At 68.2% G+C, this 23,965-nt stretch carries 23 protein-coding genes; 15 read left to right on the top strand and 8 right to left on the bottom strand.

The features are described from left to right. Nucleotides 1–9: 9 nt before the first annotated feature. The 6 genes from sctS to sctU all read right to left on the bottom strand — a co-directional run bounded on the left by sctS (nucleotide 10) and on the right by sctU (nucleotide 5,989). A complete protein-coding gene (sctS, locus tag C5O79_RS18290) occupies nucleotides 10–273 on the bottom strand; it encodes a type III secretion system export apparatus subunit SctS (RefSeq protein WP_046547810.1) in 264 nt (87 codons plus the stop codon). An 11-nt stretch (nucleotides 274–284) separates the two neighbouring features. Beyond that, nucleotides 285–935 carry a type III secretion system export apparatus subunit SctR gene (gene sctR, locus C5O79_RS18285; protein ID WP_122475806.1) on the bottom strand — a complete coding sequence of 217 codons (651 nt, stop codon included), beginning with the start codon at nucleotides 933–935 and terminating at the stop codon, nucleotides 285–287. After that, the gene (gene sctQ, locus C5O79_RS18280; RefSeq protein ID WP_131931546.1) at nucleotides 919–2,085 is read right to left on the bottom strand and encodes a type III secretion system cytoplasmic ring protein SctQ; all 1,167 of its coding nucleotides are present in this window, start codon (nucleotides 2,083–2,085) and stop codon (nucleotides 919–921) included. Before sctQ ends, sctR begins: the two co-directional genes overlap by 17 nt. Before the next feature lie 80 nt (nucleotides 2,086–2,165). Further along, entirely contained in the window at nucleotides 2,166–2,816 is a 651-nt protein-coding gene (sctP, locus tag C5O79_RS18275; protein ID WP_122475811.1) for a type III secretion system protein SctP, read from the bottom strand. A gap of 9 nt (nucleotides 2,817–2,825) precedes the next feature. After that, entirely contained in the window at nucleotides 2,826–4,919 is a 2,094-nt protein-coding gene (sctV, locus tag C5O79_RS18270; protein ID WP_047849993.1) for a type III secretion system export apparatus subunit SctV, read from the bottom strand. A gap of 8 nt (nucleotides 4,920–4,927) precedes the next feature. Next, nucleotides 4,928–5,989, bottom strand: a complete 1,062-nt coding sequence (gene sctU / locus C5O79_RS18265) for a type III secretion system export apparatus subunit SctU (RefSeq protein ID WP_046547813.1) — start codon at nucleotides 5,987–5,989, stop codon at nucleotides 4,928–4,930. Between the two features lie 311 nt (nucleotides 5,990–6,300). Here sctU and C5O79_RS18260 point away from each other — a divergent pair, with 311 nt between their 5' ends. From C5O79_RS18260 to sctC, 10 genes are all read left to right on the top strand, one after another. Continuing rightward, nucleotides 6,301–6,873, top strand: a complete 573-nt coding sequence (locus tag C5O79_RS18260) for an HrpB1 family type III secretion system apparatus protein (protein ID WP_046547814.1) — start codon at nucleotides 6,301–6,303, stop codon at nucleotides 6,871–6,873. Between the two features lie 18 nt (nucleotides 6,874–6,891). Then, complete coding sequence (locus C5O79_RS18255; protein ID WP_047849992.1) at nucleotides 6,892–7,284, top strand: type III secretion protein HrpB2; 393 nt, start codon at nucleotides 6,892–6,894, stop codon at nucleotides 7,282–7,284. 71 nt (nucleotides 7,285–7,355) lie between these two features. Next, on the top strand, nucleotides 7,356–8,138 hold the full coding sequence (gene sctJ, locus C5O79_RS18250) for a type III secretion inner membrane ring lipoprotein SctJ (RefSeq protein WP_046547816.1): 783 nt from the start codon (nucleotides 7,356–7,358) through the stop codon (nucleotides 8,136–8,138). A 3-nt stretch (nucleotides 8,139–8,141) separates the two neighbouring features. After that, nucleotides 8,142–8,912, top strand: coding sequence for a type III secretion protein HrpB4 (locus C5O79_RS18245; protein WP_047849991.1), 771 nt, complete (start codon nucleotides 8,142–8,144; stop codon nucleotides 8,910–8,912). Continuing rightward, nucleotides 8,897–9,745, top strand: a complete 849-nt coding sequence (sctL, locus tag C5O79_RS18240) for a type III secretion system stator protein SctL (protein WP_122475815.1) — start codon at nucleotides 8,897–8,899, stop codon at nucleotides 9,743–9,745. Before C5O79_RS18245 ends, sctL begins: the two co-directional genes overlap by 16 nt. Continuing rightward, a complete protein-coding gene (gene sctN / locus C5O79_RS18235) occupies nucleotides 9,742–11,088 on the top strand; it encodes a type III secretion system ATPase SctN (protein WP_046547818.1) in 1,347 nt (448 codons plus the stop codon). Before sctL ends, sctN begins: the two co-directional genes overlap by 4 nt. Further along, nucleotides 11,088–11,603, top strand: a complete 516-nt coding sequence (locus C5O79_RS18230) for a hypothetical protein (RefSeq protein ID WP_046547819.1) — start codon at nucleotides 11,088–11,090, stop codon at nucleotides 11,601–11,603. The genes sctN and C5O79_RS18230 overlap by 1 nt, the downstream gene beginning before the upstream one ends. 6 nt (nucleotides 11,604–11,609) lie before the next feature. Continuing rightward, complete coding sequence (gene sctT, locus C5O79_RS18225; protein ID WP_047849989.1) at nucleotides 11,610–12,437, top strand: type III secretion system export apparatus subunit SctT; 828 nt, start codon at nucleotides 11,610–11,612, stop codon at nucleotides 12,435–12,437. Between the two features lie 134 nt (nucleotides 12,438–12,571). Next, nucleotides 12,572–14,035, top strand: coding sequence for a helix-turn-helix transcriptional regulator (locus C5O79_RS18220; RefSeq protein WP_046547821.1), 1,464 nt, complete (start codon nucleotides 12,572–12,574; stop codon nucleotides 14,033–14,035). Nucleotides 14,036–14,074: 39 nt separating this feature from the next. Next, nucleotides 14,075–15,859, top strand: a complete 1,785-nt coding sequence (sctC, locus tag C5O79_RS18215; protein WP_046547822.1) for a type III secretion system outer membrane ring subunit SctC — start codon at nucleotides 14,075–14,077, stop codon at nucleotides 15,857–15,859. A 57-nt stretch (nucleotides 15,860–15,916) separates the two neighbouring features. On the opposite strand, the gene C5O79_RS18210 is transcribed toward sctC, so the two are convergent. Then, nucleotides 15,917–16,801 (bottom strand): hypothetical protein, encoded by an 885-nt coding sequence (locus C5O79_RS18210; RefSeq protein WP_122475819.1) that lies wholly within the window; start codon nucleotides 16,799–16,801, stop codon nucleotides 15,917–15,919. Nucleotides 16,802–17,164: 363 nt separating this feature from the next. Here C5O79_RS18210 and C5O79_RS18205 point away from each other — a divergent pair, with 363 nt between their 5' ends. Both C5O79_RS18205 and C5O79_RS18200 read left to right on the top strand, forming a co-directional pair. Further along, nucleotides 17,165–18,010, top strand: a complete 846-nt coding sequence (locus tag C5O79_RS18205) for a phage tail tip lysozyme (RefSeq protein ID WP_236862326.1) — start codon at nucleotides 17,165–17,167, stop codon at nucleotides 18,008–18,010. Nucleotides 18,011–18,528: 518 nt separating this feature from the next. Further along, nucleotides 18,529–19,551: a DNA-binding protein gene (locus C5O79_RS18200; RefSeq protein ID WP_122475821.1), complete on the top strand. Its 1,023-nt coding sequence runs from the start codon at nucleotides 18,529–18,531 to the stop codon at nucleotides 19,549–19,551. A gap of 116 nt (nucleotides 19,552–19,667) precedes the next feature. Here the strand turns inward: C5O79_RS18200 and C5O79_RS18195 are convergent, their stop codons facing one another. Next, nucleotides 19,668–21,239 (bottom strand): hypothetical protein, encoded by a 1,572-nt coding sequence (locus tag C5O79_RS18195; protein WP_122475823.1) that lies wholly within the window; start codon nucleotides 21,237–21,239, stop codon nucleotides 19,668–19,670. 306 nt (nucleotides 21,240–21,545) lie between these two features. On the opposite strand from C5O79_RS18195, the gene C5O79_RS18190 reads away from it, so the two are divergent. The 3 genes from C5O79_RS18190 (at nucleotide 21,546) to C5O79_RS18180 (ending at nucleotide 23,869) form a co-directional block, all read left to right on the top strand. Continuing rightward, nucleotides 21,546–22,166, top strand: coding sequence for a TetR/AcrR family transcriptional regulator (locus C5O79_RS18190; protein ID WP_046547826.1), 621 nt, complete (start codon nucleotides 21,546–21,548; stop codon nucleotides 22,164–22,166). Nucleotides 22,167–22,410: 244 nt separating this feature from the next. Further along, entirely contained in the window at nucleotides 22,411–23,469 is a 1,059-nt protein-coding gene (locus C5O79_RS18185) for an NADP-dependent oxidoreductase (protein ID WP_046547828.1), read from the top strand. A 100-nt stretch (nucleotides 23,470–23,569) separates the two neighbouring features. Beyond that, nucleotides 23,570–23,869, top strand: coding sequence for a putative quinol monooxygenase (locus C5O79_RS18180; RefSeq protein WP_047851052.1), 300 nt, complete (start codon nucleotides 23,570–23,572; stop codon nucleotides 23,867–23,869). Nucleotides 23,870–23,965: the final 96 nt, after the last annotated feature.

Raw genomic sequence — 23,965 nt, 5'->3', positions numbered from 1 at the left:
GGCCTCGCGTCAGTTGGGAAACGCCGTTCGCATCATCTCGTTCGCGAAATGCAGGATCGCGGCACAGGACAGCGGGGCGGCGATCACCAGCACGATCGTCACGGCGATCAGCTTGACCGCGAACGGCAGCGCCTGGTCCTGCAGCGACGTGATCGCCTGGACGAACGACACCGCGAGCCCGACCGCGGCGGCCGCGATCACGAACGGCAACGACACCGTCAGGCACAGCAGCATGCCCTGGGTGGCGGCGTGAACCAGCGAATCGACGTCCATGGCGGCTCCGGTCATTTGTAGGTCAGCACGAGCCCATGAATCAGCGCCGACCATCCGTCCATCACGACGAACAGCAGCAGCTTGAACGGGATCGCGACGTTGGTCGGCGACACCTGGTTGAGCCCCATCGACAGCAGCACGTTCGCGATGATCAGGTCGAGCACGATGAAGGTCACGTACAGCAGGAAGCCGATCTTGAACGCGTCGGTGAGCTCGGTCAGCGTGAAGGCCGGCGCGAGCACGATCAGGTCGGTTTCCTTCAGCGACTGCGCCTCCTCCTTCGGCCACACGATCGATGCCGATCGCATGAAGAAGCGCCTCTCGCGCTCCTGCGTGTGCTTGATGAGGAACTGCCGGAACGGCTCGCGTGCCGCGTCGGCTGCCTGGATCACGGCCTGCGACGATTGCGGCGAGATCGTCTGGCTGCTCAGCGTCTTCGCCGCCATCATGCCGATGGGCGCCATCACGTACACCGACACGAGGATCGCGATGCCGTTGAGCACCATGTTCGGCGGCACCTGCTGCACGCCGAGCGCGTTGCGCAGCAGGCCCAGAACGACGACCACCTTCGCGTACGACGTCACGACCATCGCGACGAACGGCAACAGGCCGATCGCAACGACGATCAGCAGCAGGCCGGACAGGTCACCGTACTGAACCATGCTCGTGCGCCATGCGGAGAATGCGGATGCCGACGTGTTCGCCGATTCCGACCAGTTCGCCGTAGCCGATCACCTGGCCGTGCGCGACGAGCTTGAGCGTCAGGTCGGCGATCGCGGTCGGCAGCTCGATCACGTAGCCGGGCGCGAGCGACGACACCTCGTCGATCGTCAGCGCAACGGTATCGGCGACGAACTGCACCGGCAGCTCGAGTTCGCCCACTTCGACGGCTTGCTCGGCATCCGGCGCATCGAGCCCGGCGTCCGGCGTGTTCAGGACGGTGGTTTCCGTCATCACGGGTTCCTTCAACAAAGTGATCGTTCGGGTTTGCACGGCCACCGCGGCCCGGCCATGCGCGAGGCCCGCGCTGCCCCAGGTCGCGAAGGCGACGGGGTGCGGCGCGGTGTCCGCACGGGCGCCGGCGCCATGCAGCCACGCGGCGTCGAGCGACGGATCGAACACGCGCAGCAGGATGTCGCCGCCGCGCAGGCTCTGCAGCGTGTCGACCGACAGCGCCTTCACGCCGAGCACGAGGCTGCCCGGAACGCGCAGCGACGCATCAAGCCAGCCGGCGCGCGCGGTGCGCGCCAGGCACGCATCCAGCCACTCGATGCAACGGCCCGGCAACTGCACGAGCGCGTCGTGCCGCCGGTCGCGCAGCGTCAGCGACAGCGCGACGGTCACGCTGTGCGGGCGCGGCGCCGGCCACGCGCCGCGCCGGACCGCGACGACCTGCGCGCCGGTCAGGCCGAGCGTATCGAGACAGCCCAACAGCGGCCCGCACAGCACGTTCGCGACAGCGTTGCGCAGTGTCAGTTCGGGGCTCGTGCGCCGGTCGGCAGCCTGGGCCTCGGACCACGCGCAGACCGACAGTGCGGGGTAGCGTTCGAGATCGAGCAGCAGATGCGCGCTCACGGGGCCGGCCGGCGTGTCGATCCGCAGCTCCGCGACGGCCGGGTCCGCATGGTCCGGCGCGTCGGCCACGAAGCCGCAACGAAAATCGCGCACGCCGAGCGTGTCGTGCAGGAACACCGGCAGGCGCGCATCGAACAGCCGGCGCGACGCATGCGCGCTCGCCGGATCGAGCGGCGGCAGGACGAGCGGCGCGCACGGCGCGTCGCCAGGGGTGATCGAATGCCGAGTCAGTTTCATCCGTGGCCGGAAAATGCCGCCGTTGGCCCGCGCAGGCCGCCCGCCGGGCGTCGTGCTCGAGGCAATTCACGCGGGGCCGGCTACCACACCGTGAGACGGACGGTCCGCGGCTGCCCCCATGCCCGCAGCATCGTGTCGAGTTCCTGTTCGAGCGCGACGCTGTGGGCCAAGAGTAACTGTCGTGCTTCGCGATCCTGTGTTTCGAACCGAAGCTGCAGGTCGAAATGCGAAAGCGATACGTGCAGTTCGGTGGCCGCGAGGATCCGGTCGCTCAGTACGACGTGCGCTTCCCACTGCCCGCCGGCCGCGACCGCGGGATCGCCGCAGAACGCCGCGATCTCGCGCGACAGCACGCCGAGCAGCCCGAGGTGGTCGCGCTGCTCCTGCAGCGTGACCGTCGCGATCGGTGCGGCGGCGCTTGCGATGCGCGCGGCGATGGCGCGACATTCGGCCAGTTCGGCGGGCGTCGGCGCCGGGTCGGAAGCGGGCGCGTCGCGCTCGTTCGAGATCAGCGGGAACGGCTCCGCACGGCCGGAGGACGGATCGGCTTCATCGGACGGATCGTTCTGCTGGCGCGACGCGGGCGGCGCATCGGATACCGGGCGCGCCACGGTGCGGCGCGTGGCCAGCAGCGCCGCGTAGTCGAACCGGCGCGCGCCGCGCGCGGTCCGCGGGGTCGCGTCGTCCGGGGGCGGCAGCGCTCGCGCGTCGCGGCTGTCGATGCGGGGCACGGCGCGGCGTCAGACGGTGATGCGGCCGATCGGGCGCAGATCGACGTGCTCGCCCAGTTCCTGGTACGAGTACACCGCCAGCCAGTCGAGCTTCGCCTCGATCATCCGGCGCACGTAGCGGCGGATGTCCATCGACGTGACGAGTGCGACGCCGTCGGTCGGCTGCGGCCCGACGACCGCCTGGATCTTGTCGATCAGCAGGCCGATCTCGTCCGGTGCGAGCGCGAGGAAATTGCCGGTCGGCGTCTGCTTGATCGCCTGCCGGATGTGCTGCTCGATCGGCAGGTCGAGCAGCACGGCCGACAGCGTGCGCTGGCCGCGCGTCGCGCGATGCGCGATGAAGCGCGACAGGTCGCCCCGCACGTACTCGGTCAGCATCAGCATGTCCTTTTCCTTCGGCCCCCACGCGATCAGGCTTTCCATGATGGTCCGCACGTTGCGGATCGAAATCTGTTCCTCGAGCAGGCGCCGCAGCACGTCGGCGATCCGCTGCGGCGGCAGCACCTTCTGGACTTCCGCGACGAGCCCCGGGTGATCCTCGCCGAGTTGCTCCAGGATCCACTGCACCTCCTGGATGCCGAGGAACTGCGTCGCATGGTGGCGCATCAGCGCGACCGACGCGTGCGCGACGACCTGCTCGGGGCCCCACGCCGGGATCCGCGCCTGGGCCTCGCGTGCGTCGACCCAGTGGGTCGGCCGCCCGCCGGGATCGATCGGCGGCCGCGGTTCGCCCTTCGCCACCAGCGCGTCGCGCTGCTGCACGTCCTCGGCTGACAGCGGGGTGCCCGTCGCGACGCGCTCCGGCTCCGGCAGCATGACCATGCCGGCCGGCAGCTCGACCAGCAGATGCGGCACGTCGTGAATCAGGATCTCGGCGTGCATCGCGGGCAGGCCCGCATGGGTCCACATCGTGATGCCGGGAAACGGCAGCCCCAGTTCTTCCTGCAGCCGTGCACGCTCGGCGCCGAACGACTTGTCGAGCACCGGCAGCACCAGTCGCTGCATCAGGTCGGGGGCGACGCGCACGCCGATCGGGCAGGCGAACTGCGGCGCCCGCGTCATGATCGCGGGCGTATCGGCCTTCGCGCCCGAACGCTGCATCGCCTGCAATCCGTCCTGGGCCGGCCCTTGCTGCGGCTGCCGGTCGTTCAGCTTGTATGCGATGAACGCGAGGATCGCGGACAGCAGCAGGAACAGCACGACCGGAAAGCCCGGCACCAGCGCGAAGCCGAGCAGCAGCAGCGCGGCGAAATACAGCGCGCGCGAACTCGAGCCGAGCTGGCGGCCGATTTCCTCGCCGAGCGAGCGCGGCTTGTGGCTGCGCTCGTCCGCGACCCGCGTGATCATCACGCCGGCCGCGACCGACAGCAGCAGCGACGGAATCTGCGACACCATCGCATCGCCGACCGACAGCACCGAGAAGCGGTTCGCCGCTTCGCCCGCGCTCATGCCGTGATAGGCGACCCCGACCGCGATGCCCGCGACGATGTTGATGGTCGTGATCAGCAGGCCGGCGATCGCATCGCCTTTCACGAACTTCATCGCGCCGTCCATCCCGCCGTGCAACTGGCTCTCGATGGCCAGCGTCGCGCGGCGGTGGCGCGCTTCCTCGGGGCTCAGCAGGTTCGCGCGCAGGTCGGCGTCGATGCTCATCTGCTTGCCCGGCATCGCGTCGAGCGTGAAGCGCGCGCCGACCTCGGCCACGCGCTCCGAGCCTTTCGCGATCACGATGAACTGCACGGTCGTGATGATGATGAACACGACCAGCCCGACGACGAGGTTGCCGCCCACCACCAGCTTGCCGAAGCTGTCGATGATGTGGCCGGCCTCGGCGTGCAGCAGGATCGACTTGGTGGACGCAATGTTCAGCGACAGCCGGTAGAGCGTCGTGAACAGCAGCAGCGATGGAAACGCGGACAGCGACACGATGTCCGGCACGTACATCGTGACCATCAGCAGCGTGACGCTGATCGTGATGTTGATCGCGAGCAGGATGTCGATCAGCTCGGGCGGCAGCGGCAGGATCATCAGCGAGATGATCGCGGTCACCAGCAGCGCGATGCCGATTTCGCCGCCTGCCGGGAACTTGAGGGCCTTGAACATCGGAACGCTCAATGAAGGGGTGGGGTGGAGGGCGAGCCGATCGCGTCGACCCAGCGCAGGATCGCGGCGACCGTCTCGAACAGCTCTTCCGGGATCGGCTGGTTCAGCGTGACCTTGTACAGCGCGCGCGCGACGGGCGGGTTGCCGATGATCGGCACGCCCGCGTCGCGCGCCGCGCGCCGCAGCGATGCCGCGTCCGCATCCATGCCCTTCGCGATCACGACCGGCAGCGGATGTTCGTCGGGCGCATAGCGCACTGCGACCGCGAAGTGGGTCGGATTGACGACCAGCACGTTGGCCAGGCCGACGCGCGGCTTCGGCGGCGTGCTCGCCAGCTCGCGCGCGAGGCGGCGGCGCTCGCCCTTGAGTTCGGGACTGCCTTCCTGCTCCTTGTGCTCGCGCTTCACCTCGTCCTTGCTCATCTTCATCTTCTTGATGAACAGGAAGCGCTGCAGCTTGATGTCGACGGCGCCGACCAGCAGGAAGATGCCGACGGAGATCGCGCCGAGCTTCGCCAGCATGTCCCAGAACATCAGCGACAGTCCGCCGAGCGGCTGGTAGATCGAGCCGACCACAAGCGGGAACAGCCACTTGATCGACTGCCACATCACCCAGCCGAGGATGATCGCCTTGACGACCATCTTCGCGCAGTCGATCAGGCTCTTCGCGGAAAAGATCCGCTTGATGCCGCTCGCCGGATTCACCGTCTGCAGGTTCGGCGTGACCGGCTTGGCCGCGATTCGGAAGCCCGCTTGCGCGACGGAGCCGGCCGTCGACGCCAGCGCGGCGGCGAACACGCATGGCACGATCAGCTTCAGCGCGGTGGCGCCGAGCCGGAACAGGTCGGCGTGCATGCGCTCCAGCGTGCGGTCCTGCGCGACGAACGACAGCGGGATCGACACGAGCTCGTGCAGCCCGTCGCGAAAGAGCGGCACCGTCGCGACCAGCGCGATCAGCGCGCCGGCCATCGACAACGCGTCGGCGAAGTCGGTGCTGCGCGCGACTTCGCCGTCCTTGCGCGCATCCTCGAGTTTCTTGTCGGTGGGCTGTTCGGTCTTTTCGTCGCTCATGAATGGGCCCGCGGCACATCTCGGCCGGATCGGATCAAAAGTGGCGCGCATTCGCGCCGCTGCGATGACCTTAGCGCCCGCCGCACGCGGCCGGCGGGCGCGATGCGAAGCGGCGCGGCGCGTGCCGAAGCGAGCGGCCGGCCGGCGCGGCCCACCGGGCCCGCTTCGCCTCGCGCGTGCTGGCTTCGCATGCGCGCCGGCCGGCCGGGGCGGAATTGCTATGTTGGCAGACGTCGGCATGCATCCGGCGGCGAGCCGCCCGCCGCACGACCGGCCGGACCGTTTTCCTCTCATCGCAGGAGTGCATTGCCATGACCGTAGACACGCCGGAGTACCTGAACTGCAGCCCGGAATTCATTGGCGGGCTGATCGAGACCGTCTCCGTGGCGCTGCTGGACAATTTCCCGAATACGCCCGTCGACCTGTTCGACATCGAGCAGGTGATCGACGCGCTGCGGCTGCTGCGCCCGCGCGTGGTCGAGATCGATGCGCTGGACGGTCTCCTTCGCATGGCGAAGGGACAGTGGCAGGAAGCGAACCAGGTCCTGCTGCGGGTCATCGAGATGCGTCCGCAGTTCGGCTATGCAAAGGCGCTGCTGGCGTTCTCGCTGTCGTCGATGGGCGACCCGTCGTGGCGGCAGATCGCGACCGAGGCGCTCGCGGACGATCCGCACAACAAGGACACGCGCGCGCTGGTGCGGGCGCTCGAAGTGAAGGACGAGGTCGATCGCGCGATCCGCGAGCATCGTCCGGGCCAGCCGTTCGTCGCACCGGCGTCGCTCGAGGAAGCCGGCGCAAGCACCGACGCACCGCAGGACACCGTGCAGCACGCCCCCGCGCCGGCGGCCGAGATGTTCCACGGCGGCGCCTTCCTGCGCGCGTGATTCAGAGGAGGCACCGACATGTCCATCGATCCCGTCAGCCAGCTCGCACCGGCCGCCCTCGACGCAACGGCGGCGACGCCCGCGGCCGCATCCCCCGTGACGACCGAGCTGGGCGACAAGTTCACGGCGCTGATGGCCCGCGCGCCGATGGCGCCGCCCGAGCACGCGGGCAGCCATCTGTCGTCGTCGGTCTCGAAAGCGATCGAGGCGCAGGACGTGCAGTTCCGGCACACGATCGAGGATGTCGGCAAGCTGACGGCCGACCTGCCGGGCATGTCGATGACGGAGATGACCCAGCGCACGATCCAGATGATGTACGAGATGACCAGCATGCAGATGAACATGCAGGTCAAGATGAGCCTCGCGGAATCGTCGAAGTCGTCGGTGCAGACGCTGATGAAGAACCAATGAGCCCCGCGGTCCGCCGGCGTGCGGAGCGGAACGTCGCGAACGGCAGTGCCCGAAGGGCGGGTGGCAATCTCATGAAGTCGAATCGTCGCGTGGCGCGCATTGCGGTCGTCGCGCTGTGCATCGCGCTGCTCGGCGGATGCAAGAAGGAGCTGTACGGCAATCTCACCGAGCAGGACGCGAACGAGATGCTCGTCGCGCTGCTGGAGCAGGGCGTGTCCGCGAGCAAGGACAGCCCGGACGGCGGCAAGAACTGGACGCTGGACGTCGACGACGCGCAGGTCGTGCGCGCGATGGAGGTCCTGCGCTCGCGCGGGCTGCCGCACAGCAAGTTCAACGACCTCGGCGAACTGTTCAAGAAGGACGGCCTCGTGTCGACGCCGACCGAGGAGCGCGTGCGCTTCGTGTACGGCATCTCGCAGGAGCTGTCGTCGACGCTGTCGAAGATCGACGGCGTGCTCGTCGCGCGCGTGCAGATCGTGCTGCCGAACAACGACCCGCTCGCGCAGGACATCAAGCCGTCGTCCGCCGCCGTGTTCATCAAATACCGGCCGGACGCCGACATCAACACGCTGATCCCGCAGATCAAGACGCTCGTGATGCACAGCGTCGAAGGGCTGACCTACGACCACGTGAGCGTCACGACGGTCGCGGCCGATCCGGTCGAGCTGTCGAAAGCGCCGCCCCCCGTGTCGAGCCCGTGGTGGATGATCGCGCTCGGCGCCGCCGTCGCGGCCCTGCTGGCGGGCGCGGGCTTCGCCGCGTACCGGTTCGGCTTGACACGCGGCGCACCGCCGCTGCAGGGCTGGCTCGACGCTTTTGCCGGGCGCTTCCGGCCGGCCCGCAAGGAGCCGTAGGCGATGGCGGGTTTCGCAGCGCCAGCCGGGCTCGAGGCCGGCGTGCCGGCCGTGCGCGTCGCAACGGCGCTCGACCGTCATCGCGACAACGTCGATTGCGTCGCCGACTGGGTGCACCCGTCGTGGATCGCCGCATCGCTCGGCGTGCCCGAAGCGCACCTGCGCGACTGGCGGGCACTGCTCGCGGGTGCACCGACGAGCGCCGCCGTACGGTGCTCGCGCGCGCTGGTTCGCGCGCTCGGCGTGACGCCGCCGGGTTTCGTCGAATTGTCGCAGGGCGGTTTCGCCAGCATCGGTGCGGCCGTCGCGCCGCAGCCGAACGCGTGCCTGCTGGATGTCGCGCCCGCGCCGCTGACGCTGCGGATCTGGCGGATGCGTGCGCTGCTGCTGCGCCGCGGCGAGGTGCGGCGGCTGATCGACCGGCATGCGCAACGGCGGCTCGCCGACTGGACGGGGCTCGACGTGGACGTGCTGATGCACGGCCCGAACACCGACAGCGCGAACGACGCGGCACGTCTTGCCGCCGTCGCGATGCCGCCGCTCGCGTCGCTGGATGCGCAGGCGCTCGCGATCGAAGGGATGCTGCTGATGCTGCGCGACCTGAAGGGCGCGGCCGGGCTGCCGTTTCCGCTGTCGCGGCTTGCGTTGCCGCGCATGATCGACGTGCCCGCCTGGCTCAACGCGTTGCCGACGCAGCACGACGAAGCGGGTACGGCCCGGCTGTTTCGTCGTCTGCCTGAATTGCTTCGGGAGTGGGCATGGTTATTTGGCTGAACAGCAGCCGGCTGACGGCCGGCACCGGCGACGCGGGCGAGGACGGCCCGGCGGTGCGGTTCGGCGTGCACGGCGACGTGGTCCGGCGCGAGACGTTCGGCCATCTGCTGTCGATCGCGGACGCTTACGCGCAGCTGGACGCCGACCGGGCGCGGGTGCTCGAGGACGCGCAGGCCGAGGCCGCCGCGATCGTCGCGGCGGGCGAGGAACAGGCCGAGCGGCTGCTCGACGCCGCGCGCGACACGTACGAAACCGCTGAACAGCGCGGCTACCGCGAGGGTTCGAACCGCGCGCTGTCGGAATGGATGGAGCGGCTAGCCGATGCGACCGACGCGCAGAGCCGCCTGCAGGTCCGCATGCGCGAGCGGCTGGCGGACATCATCGCGTCGGCGGTCGAGAGCATCGTGCACAGCATGGATCGCGAAGCGCTGTTCGAGCGCGCGCTGTCGACCGTCGACCGGATCATCGACAATTCCACCTACCTGCGTGTCGCGGTGAATCCGCAGGATTACGAAGCGGCACGAGCCGCGTTCGACCAGCTCGCGGCGAAGTGGCGCGACCTCGGCCGGCCGATTCCGGTGTCGATCGTGGCAGACCGGCAGCTCGAGCCCGGCGCGTGCGTCTGCGAGACCGATTTCGGCTCGGTCGACGCGAGTCTCAACACGCAGTTGCGGGCGATGCGCAGCGCCGTCGCCCGCGCACTGAAGCGCTCGATCTACCTCGACGCGGCCGACGCGAACGGCGCGGCGGACGATCCCGATGATGCGGCGGCCGCCGGCACCGGCGACGAAGCGGAAAACGGCGATGCGGCGGCGGCCGAGGTGTCGCGATGAAGGACGGCTGGTTCGACCGGACGCTCGGCTTCGAGCGCCTGACCGACGAGATCGAGCGCGAGATCCTCGCGCGGCCGGGGGTGCTGCGTACCGGCAAGGTGATCGAGGTGATCGGCACGCTCGTCAAGGTTGGCGGCCTCGACGTATCGCTGGGCGAGCTGTGCGAGCTGCGCACGCCGGCCGGCGCGCTGCTGCAGCACGCGGAAGTGATCGGTTTCACGCGCGACTGCGCACTGTTGTCGCCGTTCTCGCGGCTGACGGACATCTCACGCTCGACCCAGGTGGTCGGGCTGGGCCGCTCGCTCGCCGTCAAGGTCGGCGACATGCTGCTCGGGCGCGTGATCGACAGCCTCGGCAATCCCGTCGACGGCGGCCCCGAGATCGAATCCGACACGCTGCAGCCGGTGTTCGCGTCGCCGCCCGAGCCGATGAGCCGGCGCATGATCGATACGCCGATGGCAACCGGCGTGCGCGTCGTGGACGGGATGATGACGCTCGCGGAAGGGCAGCGGATGGGCATCTTCGCACCGGCAGGCGTCGGCAAGAGCACGCTGCTCGGCATGTTTGCGCGCGGCACCGACTGCGACATCAACGTGATCGCGCTGATCGGCGAACGCGGCCGCGAGGTGCGCGAATTCGTCGAGCTGATTCTCGGGCCGGCCGGCATGGCGAGATCGGTCGTCGTCTGCGCGACGTCCGACCGTTCGTCGATGGAGCGCGCGAAAGCGGCCTACGTGGCGACGGCGATCGCCGAATACTTCCGCGATCGCGGGCTGCGCGTGCTGCTGATGATGGATTCGCTCACGCGCTTCGCGCGCGCCGGGCGGGAAATCGGGCTAGCGGCCGGCGAGCCGCCGGCCCGGCGCGGTTTCCCGCCGTCCATCTTCGCGGAACTACCGCGCCTGCTGGAGCGGGCCGGGATGGGCGCGACCGGCTCGATCACCGCGCTCTATACGGTCCTCGCCGAAGACGAGAGCGGCAGCGATCCGATCGCGGAGGAAGTCCGCGGGATTCTCGACGGGCACATGATCCTGTCGCGCGAGATCGCCGCGCGCAACCAGTATCCGGCCATCGACGTGCTGGGCAGCCTGTCGCGCGTGATGTCGCAGGTGATGCCCGCGCCGTACGTCGACGCGGCCGCGCGGGTGCGCGCATTGATGGCGAAGTACCGCGAGATCGAGATGCTGCTGCAGATCGGCGAATACAAGCCGGGCGCGAATGCGCTCGCCGACGAGGCGATCGCACGGCACGACGCGATCAAGGCGTTCCTGTCGCAGCCTACCGACGAAATCGTCGCGCTGGCCGACACCGAGGCGCGACTGCATGCACTGACGGCTGCCTGATGGCGGACGCGAACCGTCACCGCATCGCCGCGCTCGCACACGCGAATGCGCGGCGCACGCGCGAGATCGATGCCTGGCGCGGCGCGCTCGCCGCGCGACACGACGAACGTGCGGGATTGCTCGCGCGCCGCGCGGCGAAGGTCGCGCAGATCGACGGCGAGACGCGGGTAATCGACGGCTACCAGGCCCGCGTCGCGCAGATGACGGGCGGCAGCGACGGCTTTTCGATCGACGCGTTCAACCAGTGCGTGCGGTACATCGGCGTCGTGACCGACCGCCGGCGTGCGATGGTCGCGGAACTGACCCAGCTCGACGGCCTGATCCAGGGCGTGGACGGCGAGATCGCGCGGATTCAGCGCGACATCGCGCGCAACACGCAGCGGATCGACCAGTGCAGCGAACGGATCGCGACGATCCGGCAGGCGATCGATCTCGCTCGCGAGGACGCGCAGGACGAAGAGAACGAGGAGATCGCCACGTCCCGGTTCATCCGGGCGCGTGCCGCCCAGGGATGACACCGGATGACCCAGACACTCGAACCGCTCGTCGGCCTGCATGGCCTCTTCATCGGCTACCTGACGGTGACCGGCGTCTGTTCGCTGAGGCTGTTCGTGCTGATGTTCGTGTTCCCGCCGACCGCGGACGGCGTGATCCAGGGCACCGTGCGCAACGCGATCGCGATCGTGTTCAGCGCGTATGTCGCCATGGGCCAGCCGATTGCGTTCATCGAAGCGCTGCACGGCCTGTTCCTCGCCGAAGTGATGCTGCGCGAGGCGGCGATCGGGCTGGTGCTCGGCTATGCGGCGTCGACCGTGTTCTGGGTCGCGGAAAGCGTGGGCGTCTATATCGACGACCTGACCGGACACAACAACATCCAGATCACCAATCCCGCCAGCCAGGAACAGAGCACGCCGGTCGGTACGCTGCTGCAGCAGGTGGCGATCATGGCGTTCTGGGCGCTCGGCGGGATGACGTTCCTGCTCGGCACGCTGTACGAATCGTATGGCTGGTGGCCGGTATCGACCGGCGCGCCGATCGCCGGCGACATCGTGGCGTCGTTCGTGCTGCGGCAGACGGACACGCTGATGCAGTCGATCGCCAAGCTCGCCGCGCCGCTGCTGTTCATCCTGGTGCTGGTCGACGTCGCGTTCGGCTTCGTATCGAAATCGGCGTCGAAGCTGGATATTTCCAGCCTGAGCCAGCCGGTGAAGGCTGCGGTTGCGATCGCGATGCTCGCGATCTTCATCGGCTTGTTCGTCGACCAGGTGCACGGACAACTGGCCCTGAATTCCCTCGAGGCGCAATGGAATGGAATTTTCTCGAATCGTGGGAAATCAGATAATCATTAGTTTACTAATTCATTTCAAACTCAATCTTTCTCAAAAAATAGCCAAAGATTAGATTAATTGAGTTTCTTCATACTTCATTCCATTACGCTGTTCTCCAAGGCGGCCTGACAAGCCGGCACGCACTGGAGTCAGTTATGTTTTCGACACTTTATTTCCCGCTTGCTGCCTATCTGGGAACCCCGGATTTCGCCGCAGGGCGGGAACGTTTCGGCGCCATGCTGTTCAACGGCGACGTCGGCGTCGCTCGCCAGCTGGCGAGCCGCTGGGCGGACGAGGCCGATGCGTCGCGCAATCCGCCGTACGCGCTGCAACTGCACGCCGACATGCAGCTGCTCACCGGCGGCGACGTGGAAGCGGAAGAAACCTATCGGGCCGCCCAGCGCCTGAGCCACGCATCGCGCCAGGCGATGCGCGCGGAATCCTGCCGCAACACCGCATGGCAGGCGCTCTTCCGCTACCGGCTCAATACGGCGCTGGCCTGCTTCGGCCGCGCAGCGGACGAGGACGACATTCCGATCGACCGTGTGCTCGAAGTCCGCGTCGGCATCGTCTGCGTGCTCTACGAACTGGGCCGCGTGAGCGAGGCGATCGGCGAACTGGATGAACTGCGCGAACTGGCTCGCGAGGCACCGGAACCGACCATGCCGGCCTGGCATGAGCTGCTCGCGGCGCTGAAGCTCGACATCGCGATGCAGTGCACGCTGCGTTCGTCGGCCTCGCTGCAGGATCACGTGTACTGGCAGTCCGGCTTGATGCACGGCCGCTCCGCGCGGGCGTCGCTGCACGCGTACCTCGACAGCGCGCAAAGCAGGATCGATCTCGCGAGCGTGCATATTCCCGTGCTGCGCTCACGCGTCGATTACCTGTGCCAGTTGCGCGACGCGACCGGCGCCGACCGGAATGCGGTCGATGGGCTGCTCAGGCACGTGAACTGGGCACGTGATCACAACCTGCGCGACTACCAGCGCACGCTGCGGCTCGAGATTGCGCTCGCGATGCTGGCGTGCGATGCCGCCCAGGTCGCCGACATGATCCTCGAGCCGCTGTACGGCGCCGCGCAGTCGGGCGTCGGCGGACACCGGCAGATCGAATACCTGTACTGCGTGGCCAAGACGCGCCAGGCGCAGGGGCGGCTGAAGGACGCGCAGCAGTTCTACAGCCGCTATGCGCTGACCTCGATGGAGTGCCTGCGTGAAGCGCTGTCGGCACGTGTGCCGTTCCTCGAGCGCAAGATCCGCGAGACGTCGCAGCTCGACGACATCGGTGCGCGCTTGCCGGCCCGTTACCGGCGCGCCTACACCTTCTTGCTCGAGAACCTCGAGCACGCCGACCTGTCCGTGCGCGACATCGCCGCGGAAGTCGGCGTGACCGAGCGGGCGCTGCAAAGCGCATTCAGGAAATTCCTGAACATGTCGCCGACCGAACTGATCCGCCGCCAGCGGATGGAGCGCATCCGCTCCGAGCTCGTGGACGGCTCGGCGTCCGACGGGGGCGTGCTCGCCACCGCGAGCCGCTGGGGCGTGCAGAACCGCTCGACGCTGATCAACGGCTATCGAAAGCAGTTCGACGAAGCGCCGTCGCACACGCTCGAACGATAACGAACCGAATTTTCCCTCCGTAACGGGTGTGCGACAGCGATGAGATCGAAGGCGATATTTTGCGCGGCGTGGGCCGTGTGGGTGATCGGCATGGGTGCGACGGCGGCAGCGCATGCGGACGCGGTGCGCTGGCGCAGCGGCGTCGCGCACGTGACGGCCGAAGGCAAGGATCTGAAGGATGTGCTGCGCGACCTGCTCGCGAGTCAGGGCGTGACGGCGTCGATTGCGGACAACGTCACCGGAACCGTGACCGGGCGCTTCGACATGCCGCCGCAACGGATCCTCGACACGCTCGCCGCGACGTTCGGCTTCGTGTGGTTCTACGACGGCAGCGTCATGTCGATCAGCAACGCGAACGACGTCACGCGCCAGATCGTCCGGCTCGACAATGCGTCGATCGCCGATCTCAACGCCACGCTGCGCGGCATGCGGCTCGACGACAAGCGTTATCCGCTGACCTACGACAGCAGCGCACGCACCGTGATCATCAGCGGGCCCCCGCAGTACGTGCAGATGGTGGCCGGCGTCGCGAAGCATCTCGACGAGAACATGCAGCGCTCGAACGGCACGGTGGTGCGCGCGTTCAAGCTCAGCAGCGCGTGGGCGGCCGACCACAAGGTGCAGCTCGACGGCAAGAACGTGGTCGTGCCGGGCGTTGCGACAGTCGTGTCGAAGCTCTATCACCCCCAGCAGGGCGGCTCGACGGGCAACCCGTCGGCGCAGACGATCGGCGGCATGCAGCGCCTGTCGCCGATGGCCGACGCGAGCGGCGGCACCACCGGCGGCTCGCCGGTACCGCCGCTGCCGCCGGGCATGGCGGGCACGGCGGGCGGCGACGCGTCGCGCAGCCTGGTCAGCGGGCTGTTCGGCGGCGGCCAGTCGGGCAGCGGCAAGAACGGCGCCGTGTCGGACGGCACGCAGGGCGGTGCTGCGGATCCCGGGCCGGGCGATCCAAGCCTGCCCGTCGTGGAAGCCGACCCGACCACCAACACGGTGCTGGTCCGGGACACGCCGCAACGCATCGGGCTCTATGCGCCGCTGATCGAGAAGCTCGATGCGCGCCCCAACCTGATCGAGATCGAGGCGCACATCATCGAGATCGACGACGACCTGCTGCGGCAGATCGGCGTGGACTGGCGCGCGCACAACAGCCACGTCGACCTGCAGACCGGCTCGGGCACGCTGCAGCAGAACGGCTACAACGGCAACATCAACCCGAACTTCGGCGTGACGACGCTGGCCGACGGCACCACGTCCGTCGCGGCCACGCCGGTCGGCGGCGCGATCACGGCGGTGCTCGGCAATGCCGGGCGCTATCTGCTCGCGCGGATCACCGCGCTCGAATCGACGTCGCAAGCGCGGATCGACTCGAGCCCGAAGGTCGCGACGCTCGACAACGTCGAGGCGGTGATGGACAACAAGACGCGCTTCTTCGTGCGCGTGCAGGGTTATACGTCCGGCGATCTCTATTCGGTGTCGACCGGCGTGTCGCTGCGCGTGCTGCCGATGGTCGTGCAGGACAAGAACGACGGCACGACGCGGATCAAGCTCGACGTGCACATCGAGGACGGCCAGCTCACCGGCGACAAGGTCGATACGCTGCCGGTCATCACCAGCAGCGAGATCAACACGCAGGCGTTCGTCGGCGAGGGGGAGAGCCTGCTGATCGCCGGCTACAGCACCGACAACGATTCGAACGGCGTCGCACAGGTGCCGTGGGTGTCGAAGATCCCGCTGCTCGGCGCGCTGTTCCGGAATACCGACCGGTCGCACAAGCACATGGAACGCGTGTTCCTGCTGACGCCGCGGATCATTCACTTCTGACCCGGCGGATACGCGCGGCGCCGTCGATGCCGGCGCCGCCGCATGGGCGAGGGCTCGTCAGGCCTGGTTCCGGTCGGACATCACGATATTGACCGTCTTGCTCGGATCGCCCGCGAGGCCCATCGCGGCCGCGTCGTCGGTCGAATACAGGTACGGGCGGATCGCGTCGCCGTCGCCGGCGGTGCGCCCGTCGGACAGCGTCACGGTCATGTTCTCGTCGTGACCGGCGAAATCCTTGTCGCCGTCGACCTTGCTCACGTCCGGATTGCCCGCGCCGGACGCCTGCCCGTTGTCGGCCCCGCCGTCTTCGTACAGCACCTCGTCCGGATGCGTATTGCCGTTCGCATCGGATGGCGAGATCCGCACGCCGATGTCGTGCGAACCGCCGACGAAGGTGCCGGTCTGGCCCGGTGCGAGCGTGAGGGTCGCCTTGTTCTGGCCTTGCACCGCGTACGTGAACGACTCGGGCCGGTTCGTGTCGTTGGTGACGTTGAAGGTCTTGTCGTTGCCCGTCCCGGTGTGGACGGTTTGCGTCGACGTCGGGGCGATACCGTCGATCGCGCCGGCCTGCGCCACACCGCCCGCGTTGGTCGACAGCTTCGCCGGGCTTCCGGAGGGCGCTCCGCCAACCGGCGGATTCTGGTCGTTCCGGGTGCGCGGCGTGTTCGGATCGACCGGCGCATTCGGGCCGTTCGACGGCAATGTCTGCGGCTGGACCTCATGGTTGGCCAACGGCGGGGCAGACCGGCCCGTGCTTCCCACCGGTGGCGAGGAGGGCGAGTCGTTGCCGTTTTGCCCCGACAACAGGCTTTTGAGCTCCGCCATCAATTCCTGGATGATCTGCGCGATCTGTTGCGAACCCGGGCTGTCCGCCGATCCGGCGTCGCGCGCGGGGTCGATCCGGGAAATCGGGGCGTTGCCCTGGACGGTGATGGTGATCATGAGCGCCGTTCTCCGCGAGGAGTGATCGGGGGACGCGCGCTCGTCGACCGGCGCGCTTCGCCGTTTGCGCCGGCCGGACTGCGTCAGGCCGGCGTCGTTTGCCGTTTGCCGTTGGTCGCTTGCCAGTGGCAGCATCGCAGGCCCTTCGACTGTATGCCTCGGCGCAGCGCCCGGGCGGCCCGACACGAAACACCGGCGCGCGACGCGAAGTGCCGAAGCGCAGCGTGGCGAAGCTGACCGGTGGCGGCGCCGTTCCGATTCGCAAACCCGTCGCCCGCTTCGCGCCGGCCGCACGCGTCATCCGCCATGCGGCCTATAGTCGGTCGAGGTGGCCCGTCCAGCGATTCCCGGAAGGAGGCAGTCATGTCCTTGACAGTGAGTTTGAATTCCACCGGGTCGACGAACTTCGACCCTTCGCAGGATTCCGGTTCGAACCAGGCGCAGATCACGCAGGTGCTGGCCCAACTCGAGCAGATCCTGCAAGCGGTGTTCGCCGCGCTCAAGCAGGCTTCGGCCGCTGACGGAACGCGGCCTGCCGGCGATGGAAACGGAGGCGGGATGCCGTCGATACGGCTGGCGAGCGGCGACGGCGGCGGCAACGGCGGCACACCGCTTTCGTTCTCGCTGAACGGGCCGTCGTCGAACAACGCGCCGCCGGCCGGCAGCGCACCGCCGGCGAATGCCGGTATCCCGCCAGGCGGGCAGAGCGACGGGCAGACGCACGGCCAGGGCGGGTCGACACTCCCCGCGAACACCGGCGGCAGTGCGGCGAATGCGATCGCGGACGATCTGCGCAGCCGCTACGGGCTGAACGATACGCAGATCGCGGGCGTGCTCGGCAACCTGCAGCAGGAAAGCGGCCTGAAGCCGAACGTCAATCAGGGCGGCGCCGAAGGCGCGCCGTCGGGCAACTTCGCGGACGACAACGCGAACGGCTGGGGGCTCGCGCAGTGGGGCGGCACGCGCAAGCAGGGCGAGATCGCGTATGCGCAGCAGCACAACCTCGATCCGGGCAGCCTCGACGCGAACATCGGCTACATGAACCAGGAACTCGACGGCCCGTACAGCAAGACGATTTCCGACCTGAAGAACACGACGAACGTGTCGCAGGCCGCCCAGGTCTGGGACACTGACTACGAGCAGGCGACCGATCCGCAGATGGATAACCGGCTCCAGTACGCACAGAACTTCCTGAACGAAGGGCTCTGAGCCGTATCCGCCGTCCGGCGCGTCAACGCGGGGCGGCGGCCCGCATTCCCGCTGGCCCCGTACCGCGGCCAGCGACGGCACGCCTGCAGCTATCGCGACCGGCAGCGTGCCGGCGGCATGATGCCGGGGCGCGCATCGGCGCCGCACGACACATCATCCGAATCGTCCGGTAGATCGGCGGCACGCGTCCGGACGGCGGGCGCACGCGACACGGTCCCGCTCGACAGCGACGGGAGGAATACGCGCCCGGGCGTCACCCCCGGCGATTCGACAGCACCCCGGCGCCCACACCGCCTGATCTTTCCCCTCGCTCGCCATACCTGTCGCCACGGCAAACGTATTCCCGCACACGCCCTCGGTCCTGCCCGGGCCAGCGTCGTGTGCGAGCGCACCGTACGCGACATGGAGATCCATCACTCTCGACATTATAGAAATAATGTCAAATCATGAGGATCGAATAATTGGATATTTAACGTTTTACGTAATATTATTTACGAAATCCTCAGCCAAACCCCGCCATGTCCGATCTCGCTGCCGACGAATCCCGCCTGACCGCCGAAATCGAGCGCCTCAAGGCCGACTTCCCGAAAACCCGCGAGCTGTATCGCGAAGCCTGCGCGCTGCTGTTCTTCCGCTTCGGCATCACGCCCACCGCGAACCGTCTGTACCAGCTCGTCCGCAAGGGCAGCATGAGCACGCCGACGGCCGTCCTCGGCGAGTTCTGGGCCGAGTTGCGGGAAAAGAGTCGCGTGCGCATCGAGCATCCCGATCTGCCGGCCGATCTGCAGGCGGCCGCCGGTGAACTGGTCGCGGCGCTATGGAATCGGTCGAGCGCGGACGCGGCCGGTGCGCTCGACGCATTGCGCGCGGAGGTCGAGGCCGAGCGGGTGGCAGCGAAGGCGGAAGTCGCGGCGCTGCAGGCCGAACTGGCCCGCACCGAAACCGCGCTGGAGCAACGCACGGCCGCGCTGCTGGCCGCGCAGGTACGCATTCAGGAACTGGAACAGGCGAGGGCGGCCGACGACGCATCGCGGCAAGCGCTGGAAGCGGACATCGAGCGCCTCACGGCCGACAACGCGGAAGGCGACCGCGCACTTGCGCAGGCGCGTGCGGATTTCACCACCCAGCTCGACCGGTTGCGCGAGGATGCCGGCCGGGCCGAGGAGCGCTTGCGCGCGTCGGAGAAGCGGGCGCTTCAGGAGATCGATCGCGAGCGGCTTGCGGCCGCACGGCTGCAGAAGGAACTCGACGCAGCGGCATTGCGCGCGGAGCAGCGCGATGCGCAGCAGCGGAAGGAGGTCGCCGCGCTGCAGGCGCAGCTGGGCGACGCGATGCATCGATGCGGCGTGCTTCAAGGGCAGCTTGACGGCGCGCAGGCGACCGATGCGGCACGGGGCAAGGAGCTCGATGCGCTGCGGCGTGAAATGACGGCGCTCTCGCGCCGGTCGGCACTCCGCGGCGCCAAGGCAGCGCCAGCCGCACAACGGGACGAGCGGAGGGCGCGCACACGAAAGCGCGCAGACGAAGCGCCGCCTCGTTGACGGCGAAACCATGAGCGTGCGTCAGCCGAAGGCGACGCACGCCGGACGCCTGAAGCGGGCAGGCAAGCAACCGAGCCCCTTACACCCGCGATCGCCGATCCACTCGCAAATACCAATCAACTCGACACATACCGCGACGGCAACGCCGGCGCATCCGCCAGAATCGTGACGAGCGACGTGTTGAGCCACCCCTGCGGCGAGCCGTTCGACTGCGCATAGGCGCCGACGTACGGCATCATCCGCGTCGTCTGATAGACCTGCGGCGTCCACCCGGCCGGCGCGAGGAAGATCGACGTCGCACGCTTCTCGCTGTACGCGGACGCACCGTACGTCGAGATGTTCCACAGCGTCTGCTGATACGTCGCATAGTCGGCGTTGTGCCGCGATCCACCCGCCTGCCAGCCTTCGAGCTGGATGAACGTGTTGTACGTACCGGCGCCCGCGAGCAGGTTGTTTACCGTGCGCCCATACAGGAACGACAGGATCAGCCCGCAGTTCGCCGGCGCGAAATCGCTGCCGACGCTCAGGTAATAGCGGCCCGTCGTGTTCAGGACCGACGCGTAGTGCGAGTTGCCGATGTCCGTCGACGTCGTCAGCCCGCTCGCACCCATGAAGCTGTCGAACGCCTGCATCGTGACGCCCGTCGGCAAGTCGCCGGTCGCGCTGATCGCGACGATATGCGACCCGGCCGCCAGCAGCGTCAGGAACGCGGACAGCGTGCCCGTATCCCAGTTGCCCCGCGCATCGACGAACGGAAACGCGCGATAACCCGTCAGCGCGAAGACCGCCGGATCGGAACCGGCCTGCCACGCAATCTGCGGCACCCACATCGTCAGCGGGCCGGCGTTCGACGCGCCGGACACGTACTGCTTCAGCGCGTCGACGAGTTGCGCATCGGCAGCGGGCAGCACGCCGTAGGCCGCGCCGCTCTGCCAGCGCCGCACCCATTGCGCGACGAAGCCGGCAAGCTGGCCGCCGGTGAAGTCGGCGGGTGGTACGTAGCCGAGCGGCCCGGTGCTTTGGTAGGCCGACTGGATCGCCGCGGCCGTGCGCACGTTGCTGCCGAACATGCTGTTCGCGAAATCCTGGCAGTTGTTGGCCGGTGGCGTCGCGAGCTGCGCGAGCGGGACGACCCATGCGCCGTTCGCAGTCGCGACGCCGCGATACAGCGTGAGATTCGCGACCGAATCGTGACCGGGAAACGTGGCGGCGTCGGCGCCCGACACGTAGCCGGCCGACGGCATGACGCTGACGGTGGTCGGCTGCGACCCGAACGGATGGGTGTACGAAATGGCAAACGATGCGTCGCCGCCGGCAAGGCCGAACGATCCTGTGCAGTCGCCCCAGCTGTTCGACGCGCTGACGGCGGTCGATTGTCCGGTTGCAACCTGCGCTTGCGACGCCTGCGGCAGCGAGCCGCTCTGGCTCGCCGCGTTGCCGTACGCGAGCGTCGTCGACGGAATCGCGTTGACGACGTTGATCGTGATCGAGCGGTCGGCGATGCCGTAGCTGCGCGCGGATGCGTCCGCGGCGCCGGCGGCAGCGAACGACGACGCGGACGTCGGGTTGCCGTCGCCGCCGCAGGCAGCCAGCGTGCCGACGAGCGGCGACAGGGTCAGCGCGGCGCCGCGCTGGATGAAGCGCCGGCGGTTCGGCGCGGACGGGCGTTCGGGTTTCGAAGCGGTCATGGGCGTTCCTGGTCACGGGTTGGAAGGGCGGCGGAGGACGATCCGGCGCATTGCACACGTGTGCAACGCCGGTCGAAACCAGTCGATCGCCGGCACATGCGCCGTGCGTATTTATGCAGGGGATCGATGAAACGCCCGCGACGAAACCGAGTCGTGCGTGTGACGCCGCGCGTGCCGGAGCGGGAAAGCAGGGAGGCATGCCGGCGCGACGTTTGGGCGCCCGGCGGGGATCGGGTAAAGTGCCGCTCATCATGCCGGCTCGACGTTACTAGACGACCGGTCTAATCGTTGCTAACATACGCCATCATGAATGCATCTTCAGGCGCGGAAGTCCGCCAGCACATCCTGAATATCGCCAAGCCGATCATGCTCCACAAGGGGTTTTCGGCGGTCGGCCTGAACGAGATTCTCGCAGCGGCGGGCATCCCGAAGGGCTCGTTCTACCATTACTTCGGCTCGAAAGAGGCATTCGGCGAAGCGCTGCTCGAATCGTATTTCGATGGCTATCTCGCGCATCTCGACAACCTGTTCAAGCATCAGGCCGGCACGGGCGCCGAGCGCCTGATGACGTACTGGCGCAACTGGCTGCACACGCAATGCGCGGACGATCCGGAAGGCAAGTGCCTCGCGGTGAAGCTCGGCGCGGAAGTGTCGGACCTGTCGGAAGCGATGCGCACGGTGCTGCGGCACGGCACGAGCCAGATCATCGAGCGGCTCGCGGGCGGCATCGAGGCCGGGCTGGCCGACGGTTCGCTGAGCGGAGTCGCCGATCCGTCGCATACGGCCGCGATCCTGTACGAGCTGTGGCTGGGCGCGACGCTGCTGGAAAAGATTCACCGCAACCGCCAGCCGCTCGAACGGGCGATGGTCGAAACGCGGCGCATGCTCAACCTGCCGCCGCTCGAGCCGAGCGGCGTGCAGTCGTAACCCGGGCGCGCATCGGCGCGCCTTGTTTTTACCCTGACTCTAGACGACTGGTCTACTCAAACCTGCTCAAATCCGCATGACGAATGTGCCACGCCTCGTTACGCTGCCCCGACTGGCTCAACCGAATGCACGCAGCCGCAGCGGCCTGAGCGCCGATGCAGCCGCGCGCGCGTGTCTCCCGTTGGTCCATCGCTGATCCGATCGTGCCCACGAAGCACGTCCATCCCTGTTGAAGGAGGCTCACATGCCGCAAAGCAAGACCGCAAATCGCCAGATCATCCTGAACTCGCGCCCGGTCGGCGCGCCGACGCCGGACAACTTCCGCACCGAATCCGCTGACGTGCCGACGCCCGGCGCCGGCCAGGTGCTGCTGCGCACGGTCTGGTTGTCGCTCGACCCGTACATGCGCGGCCGGATGAGTGACGCACCGTCCTATGCGCCGCCGGCCGAACTCGGCCAGCCGATGGTCGGCGGCACGGTCAGCCAGGTCGTGTCGTCGAACCTGCCGGCGTTCCGCGAAGGCGACCTGGTGGTCGCAGGCGCCGGCTGGCAGGACTATGCGTTGTCCGACGGCAGCGGCCTGATTCCGCTCGGCCGCGACTTCGCGCATCCGTCGTACGCGCTCGGCGTGCTCGGCATGCCGGGCTTCACCGCCTATACCGGCCTGCTGAAGATCGGCGAGCCGAAGGCCGGCGAAACCGTGGTGGTCGCGGCGGCGAGCGGTGCGGTCGGCGCGGTGGTCGGCCAGATCGCCAAGCTGAAGGGCTGCCGCGTGGTCGGCGTCGCGGGTGGCGCCGACAAGTGTGCGTACGTGACCGATACGCTCGGCTTCGACGTGTGCGTCGACCACCGCGATCCGGCATTTGCCGCGAAGCTGAAGGACGCGTGCCCCAACGGCATCGACATCTATTTCGAGAACGTCGGCGGGGCCGTGTTCGACGCGGTGTGGCCGCTGCTCAACGATCATGCGCGCGTGCCCGTGTGCGGGATCATCGCGCACTACAACGACGCGGCCTACGACGACAAGGCCGTGTCGACCGGCCGCGACCGCGTGCCGGCACTGATGGGCACGATCCTGCGCAAGCGCATCCGGATGCAGGGTTTCATCATCATGGATCACTATGCAACCGGCTATGCGACGTTCATGAAGGAAATGAGCGAATGGGTCGCACAGGGCAAGGTGAAGACGCGCGAGGACGTCGTCCCCGATCTCGCCGATGCGCCGGAAGCGCTGATCGGCCTGCTGGCCGGCAAGAACTTCGGCAAGGTCGTCGTGCGCGTGGGCCCCGACGAACTGGCCTGATGCGTCGGCACGACGACACACGACGATTGCACGCCGGCGTCATGCGATGCCGGCTTGTGGCATGCTCGACCCCACCATCGACGACAAGGAGAGTGACAAGATGGCGCTCCACGTAATTGCTTCCCTGTTCCTGAAACCCGAACACGCGGCGGCCGCCGAGGCCGAGCTGCGCAGCATGGTCGCGAAGACGCGCGCCGAGCCGGGCAACCGGCGCTACGACCTGTTCCGTGAGCAGGACGGCTCGCCGAACCTCCACCTGTACGAGATCTACGACGACCAGGCCGCGTTCGACGCGCACCTCGCGAGCCCGTATTTCGGCGAATTCCGCGCGAAGTCGGCCGACTGGTTCACCGCGCCGCCGGTCATCAAGGTGCTGGCGGGCATCGACGTCGCCGAATAATCACGCAGCACCCTCGTCGCGGCCCCCGCCCCCCCGGCCCCCCGCCCCCCCCCCCCCCGCCGGCGGGGGGGGGGGCGGCGCCCCCCCCGGGCCGCG

Origin of the sequence: Burkholderia sp. SRS-25 (genome assembly GCF_004343765.1) — a bacterium.
Classification (GTDB): Bacteria; Pseudomonadota; Gammaproteobacteria; order Burkholderiales; family Burkholderiaceae; genus Burkholderia; species Burkholderia contaminans.
The sequence above is the reverse complement of the archived record's forward strand: the minus strand, read 5'-3'. Positions and strand labels throughout refer to the sequence as shown.

Excerpts from the sequence above, each read along its gene's own strand:
- sctS (WP_046547810.1), bottom strand. The coding sequence starts at position 273 with ATGGACGTCGATTCGCTGGTTCACGCCGCCACCCAGGGCATGCTGCTG.
- sctR (WP_122475806.1), bottom strand. The coding sequence starts at position 935 with ATGGTTCAGTACGGTGACCTGTCCGGCCTGCTGCTGATCGTCGTTGCG.
- sctQ (WP_131931546.1), bottom strand. The coding sequence starts at position 2,085 with ATGAAACTGACTCGGCATTCGATCACCCCTGGCGACGCGCCGTGCGCG.
- sctV (WP_047849993.1), bottom strand. The coding sequence starts at position 4,919 with ATGTTCAAGGCCCTCAAGTTCCCGGCAGGCGGCGAAATCGGCATCGCG.
- sctU (WP_046547813.1), bottom strand. The coding sequence starts at position 5,989 with ATGAGCGACGAAAAGACCGAACAGCCCACCGACAAGAAACTCGAGGAT.
- C5O79_RS18260 (WP_046547814.1), top strand. The coding sequence starts at position 6,301 with ATGACCGTAGACACGCCGGAGTACCTGAACTGCAGCCCGGAATTCATT.
- C5O79_RS18255 (WP_047849992.1), top strand. The coding sequence starts at position 6,892 with ATGTCCATCGATCCCGTCAGCCAGCTCGCACCGGCCGCCCTCGACGCA.
- sctJ (WP_046547816.1), top strand. The coding sequence starts at position 7,356 with ATGAAGTCGAATCGTCGCGTGGCGCGCATTGCGGTCGTCGCGCTGTGC.
- C5O79_RS18245 (WP_047849991.1), top strand. The coding sequence starts at position 8,142 with ATGGCGGGTTTCGCAGCGCCAGCCGGGCTCGAGGCCGGCGTGCCGGCC.
- sctL (WP_122475815.1), top strand. The coding sequence starts at position 8,897 with ATGGTTATTTGGCTGAACAGCAGCCGGCTGACGGCCGGCACCGGCGAC.
- sctN (WP_046547818.1), top strand. The coding sequence starts at position 9,742 with ATGAAGGACGGCTGGTTCGACCGGACGCTCGGCTTCGAGCGCCTGACC.
- C5O79_RS18230 (WP_046547819.1), top strand. The coding sequence starts at position 11,088 with ATGGCGGACGCGAACCGTCACCGCATCGCCGCGCTCGCACACGCGAAT.
- sctT (WP_047849989.1), top strand. The coding sequence starts at position 11,610 with ATGACCCAGACACTCGAACCGCTCGTCGGCCTGCATGGCCTCTTCATC.
- C5O79_RS18220 (WP_046547821.1), top strand. The coding sequence starts at position 12,572 with ATGTTTTCGACACTTTATTTCCCGCTTGCTGCCTATCTGGGAACCCCG.
- sctC (WP_046547822.1), top strand. The coding sequence starts at position 14,075 with ATGAGATCGAAGGCGATATTTTGCGCGGCGTGGGCCGTGTGGGTGATC.
- C5O79_RS18210 (WP_122475819.1), bottom strand. The coding sequence starts at position 16,801 with ATGATCACCATCACCGTCCAGGGCAACGCCCCGATTTCCCGGATCGAC.
- C5O79_RS18205 (WP_236862326.1), top strand. The coding sequence starts at position 17,165 with ATGTCCTTGACAGTGAGTTTGAATTCCACCGGGTCGACGAACTTCGAC.
- C5O79_RS18200 (WP_122475821.1), top strand. The coding sequence starts at position 18,529 with ATGTCCGATCTCGCTGCCGACGAATCCCGCCTGACCGCCGAAATCGAG.
- C5O79_RS18195 (WP_122475823.1), bottom strand. The coding sequence starts at position 21,239 with ATGACCGCTTCGAAACCCGAACGCCCGTCCGCGCCGAACCGCCGGCGC.
- C5O79_RS18190 (WP_046547826.1), top strand. The coding sequence starts at position 21,546 with ATGAATGCATCTTCAGGCGCGGAAGTCCGCCAGCACATCCTGAATATC.
- C5O79_RS18185 (WP_046547828.1), top strand. The coding sequence starts at position 22,411 with ATGCCGCAAAGCAAGACCGCAAATCGCCAGATCATCCTGAACTCGCGC.
- C5O79_RS18180 (WP_047851052.1), top strand. The coding sequence starts at position 23,570 with ATGGCGCTCCACGTAATTGCTTCCCTGTTCCTGAAACCCGAACACGCG.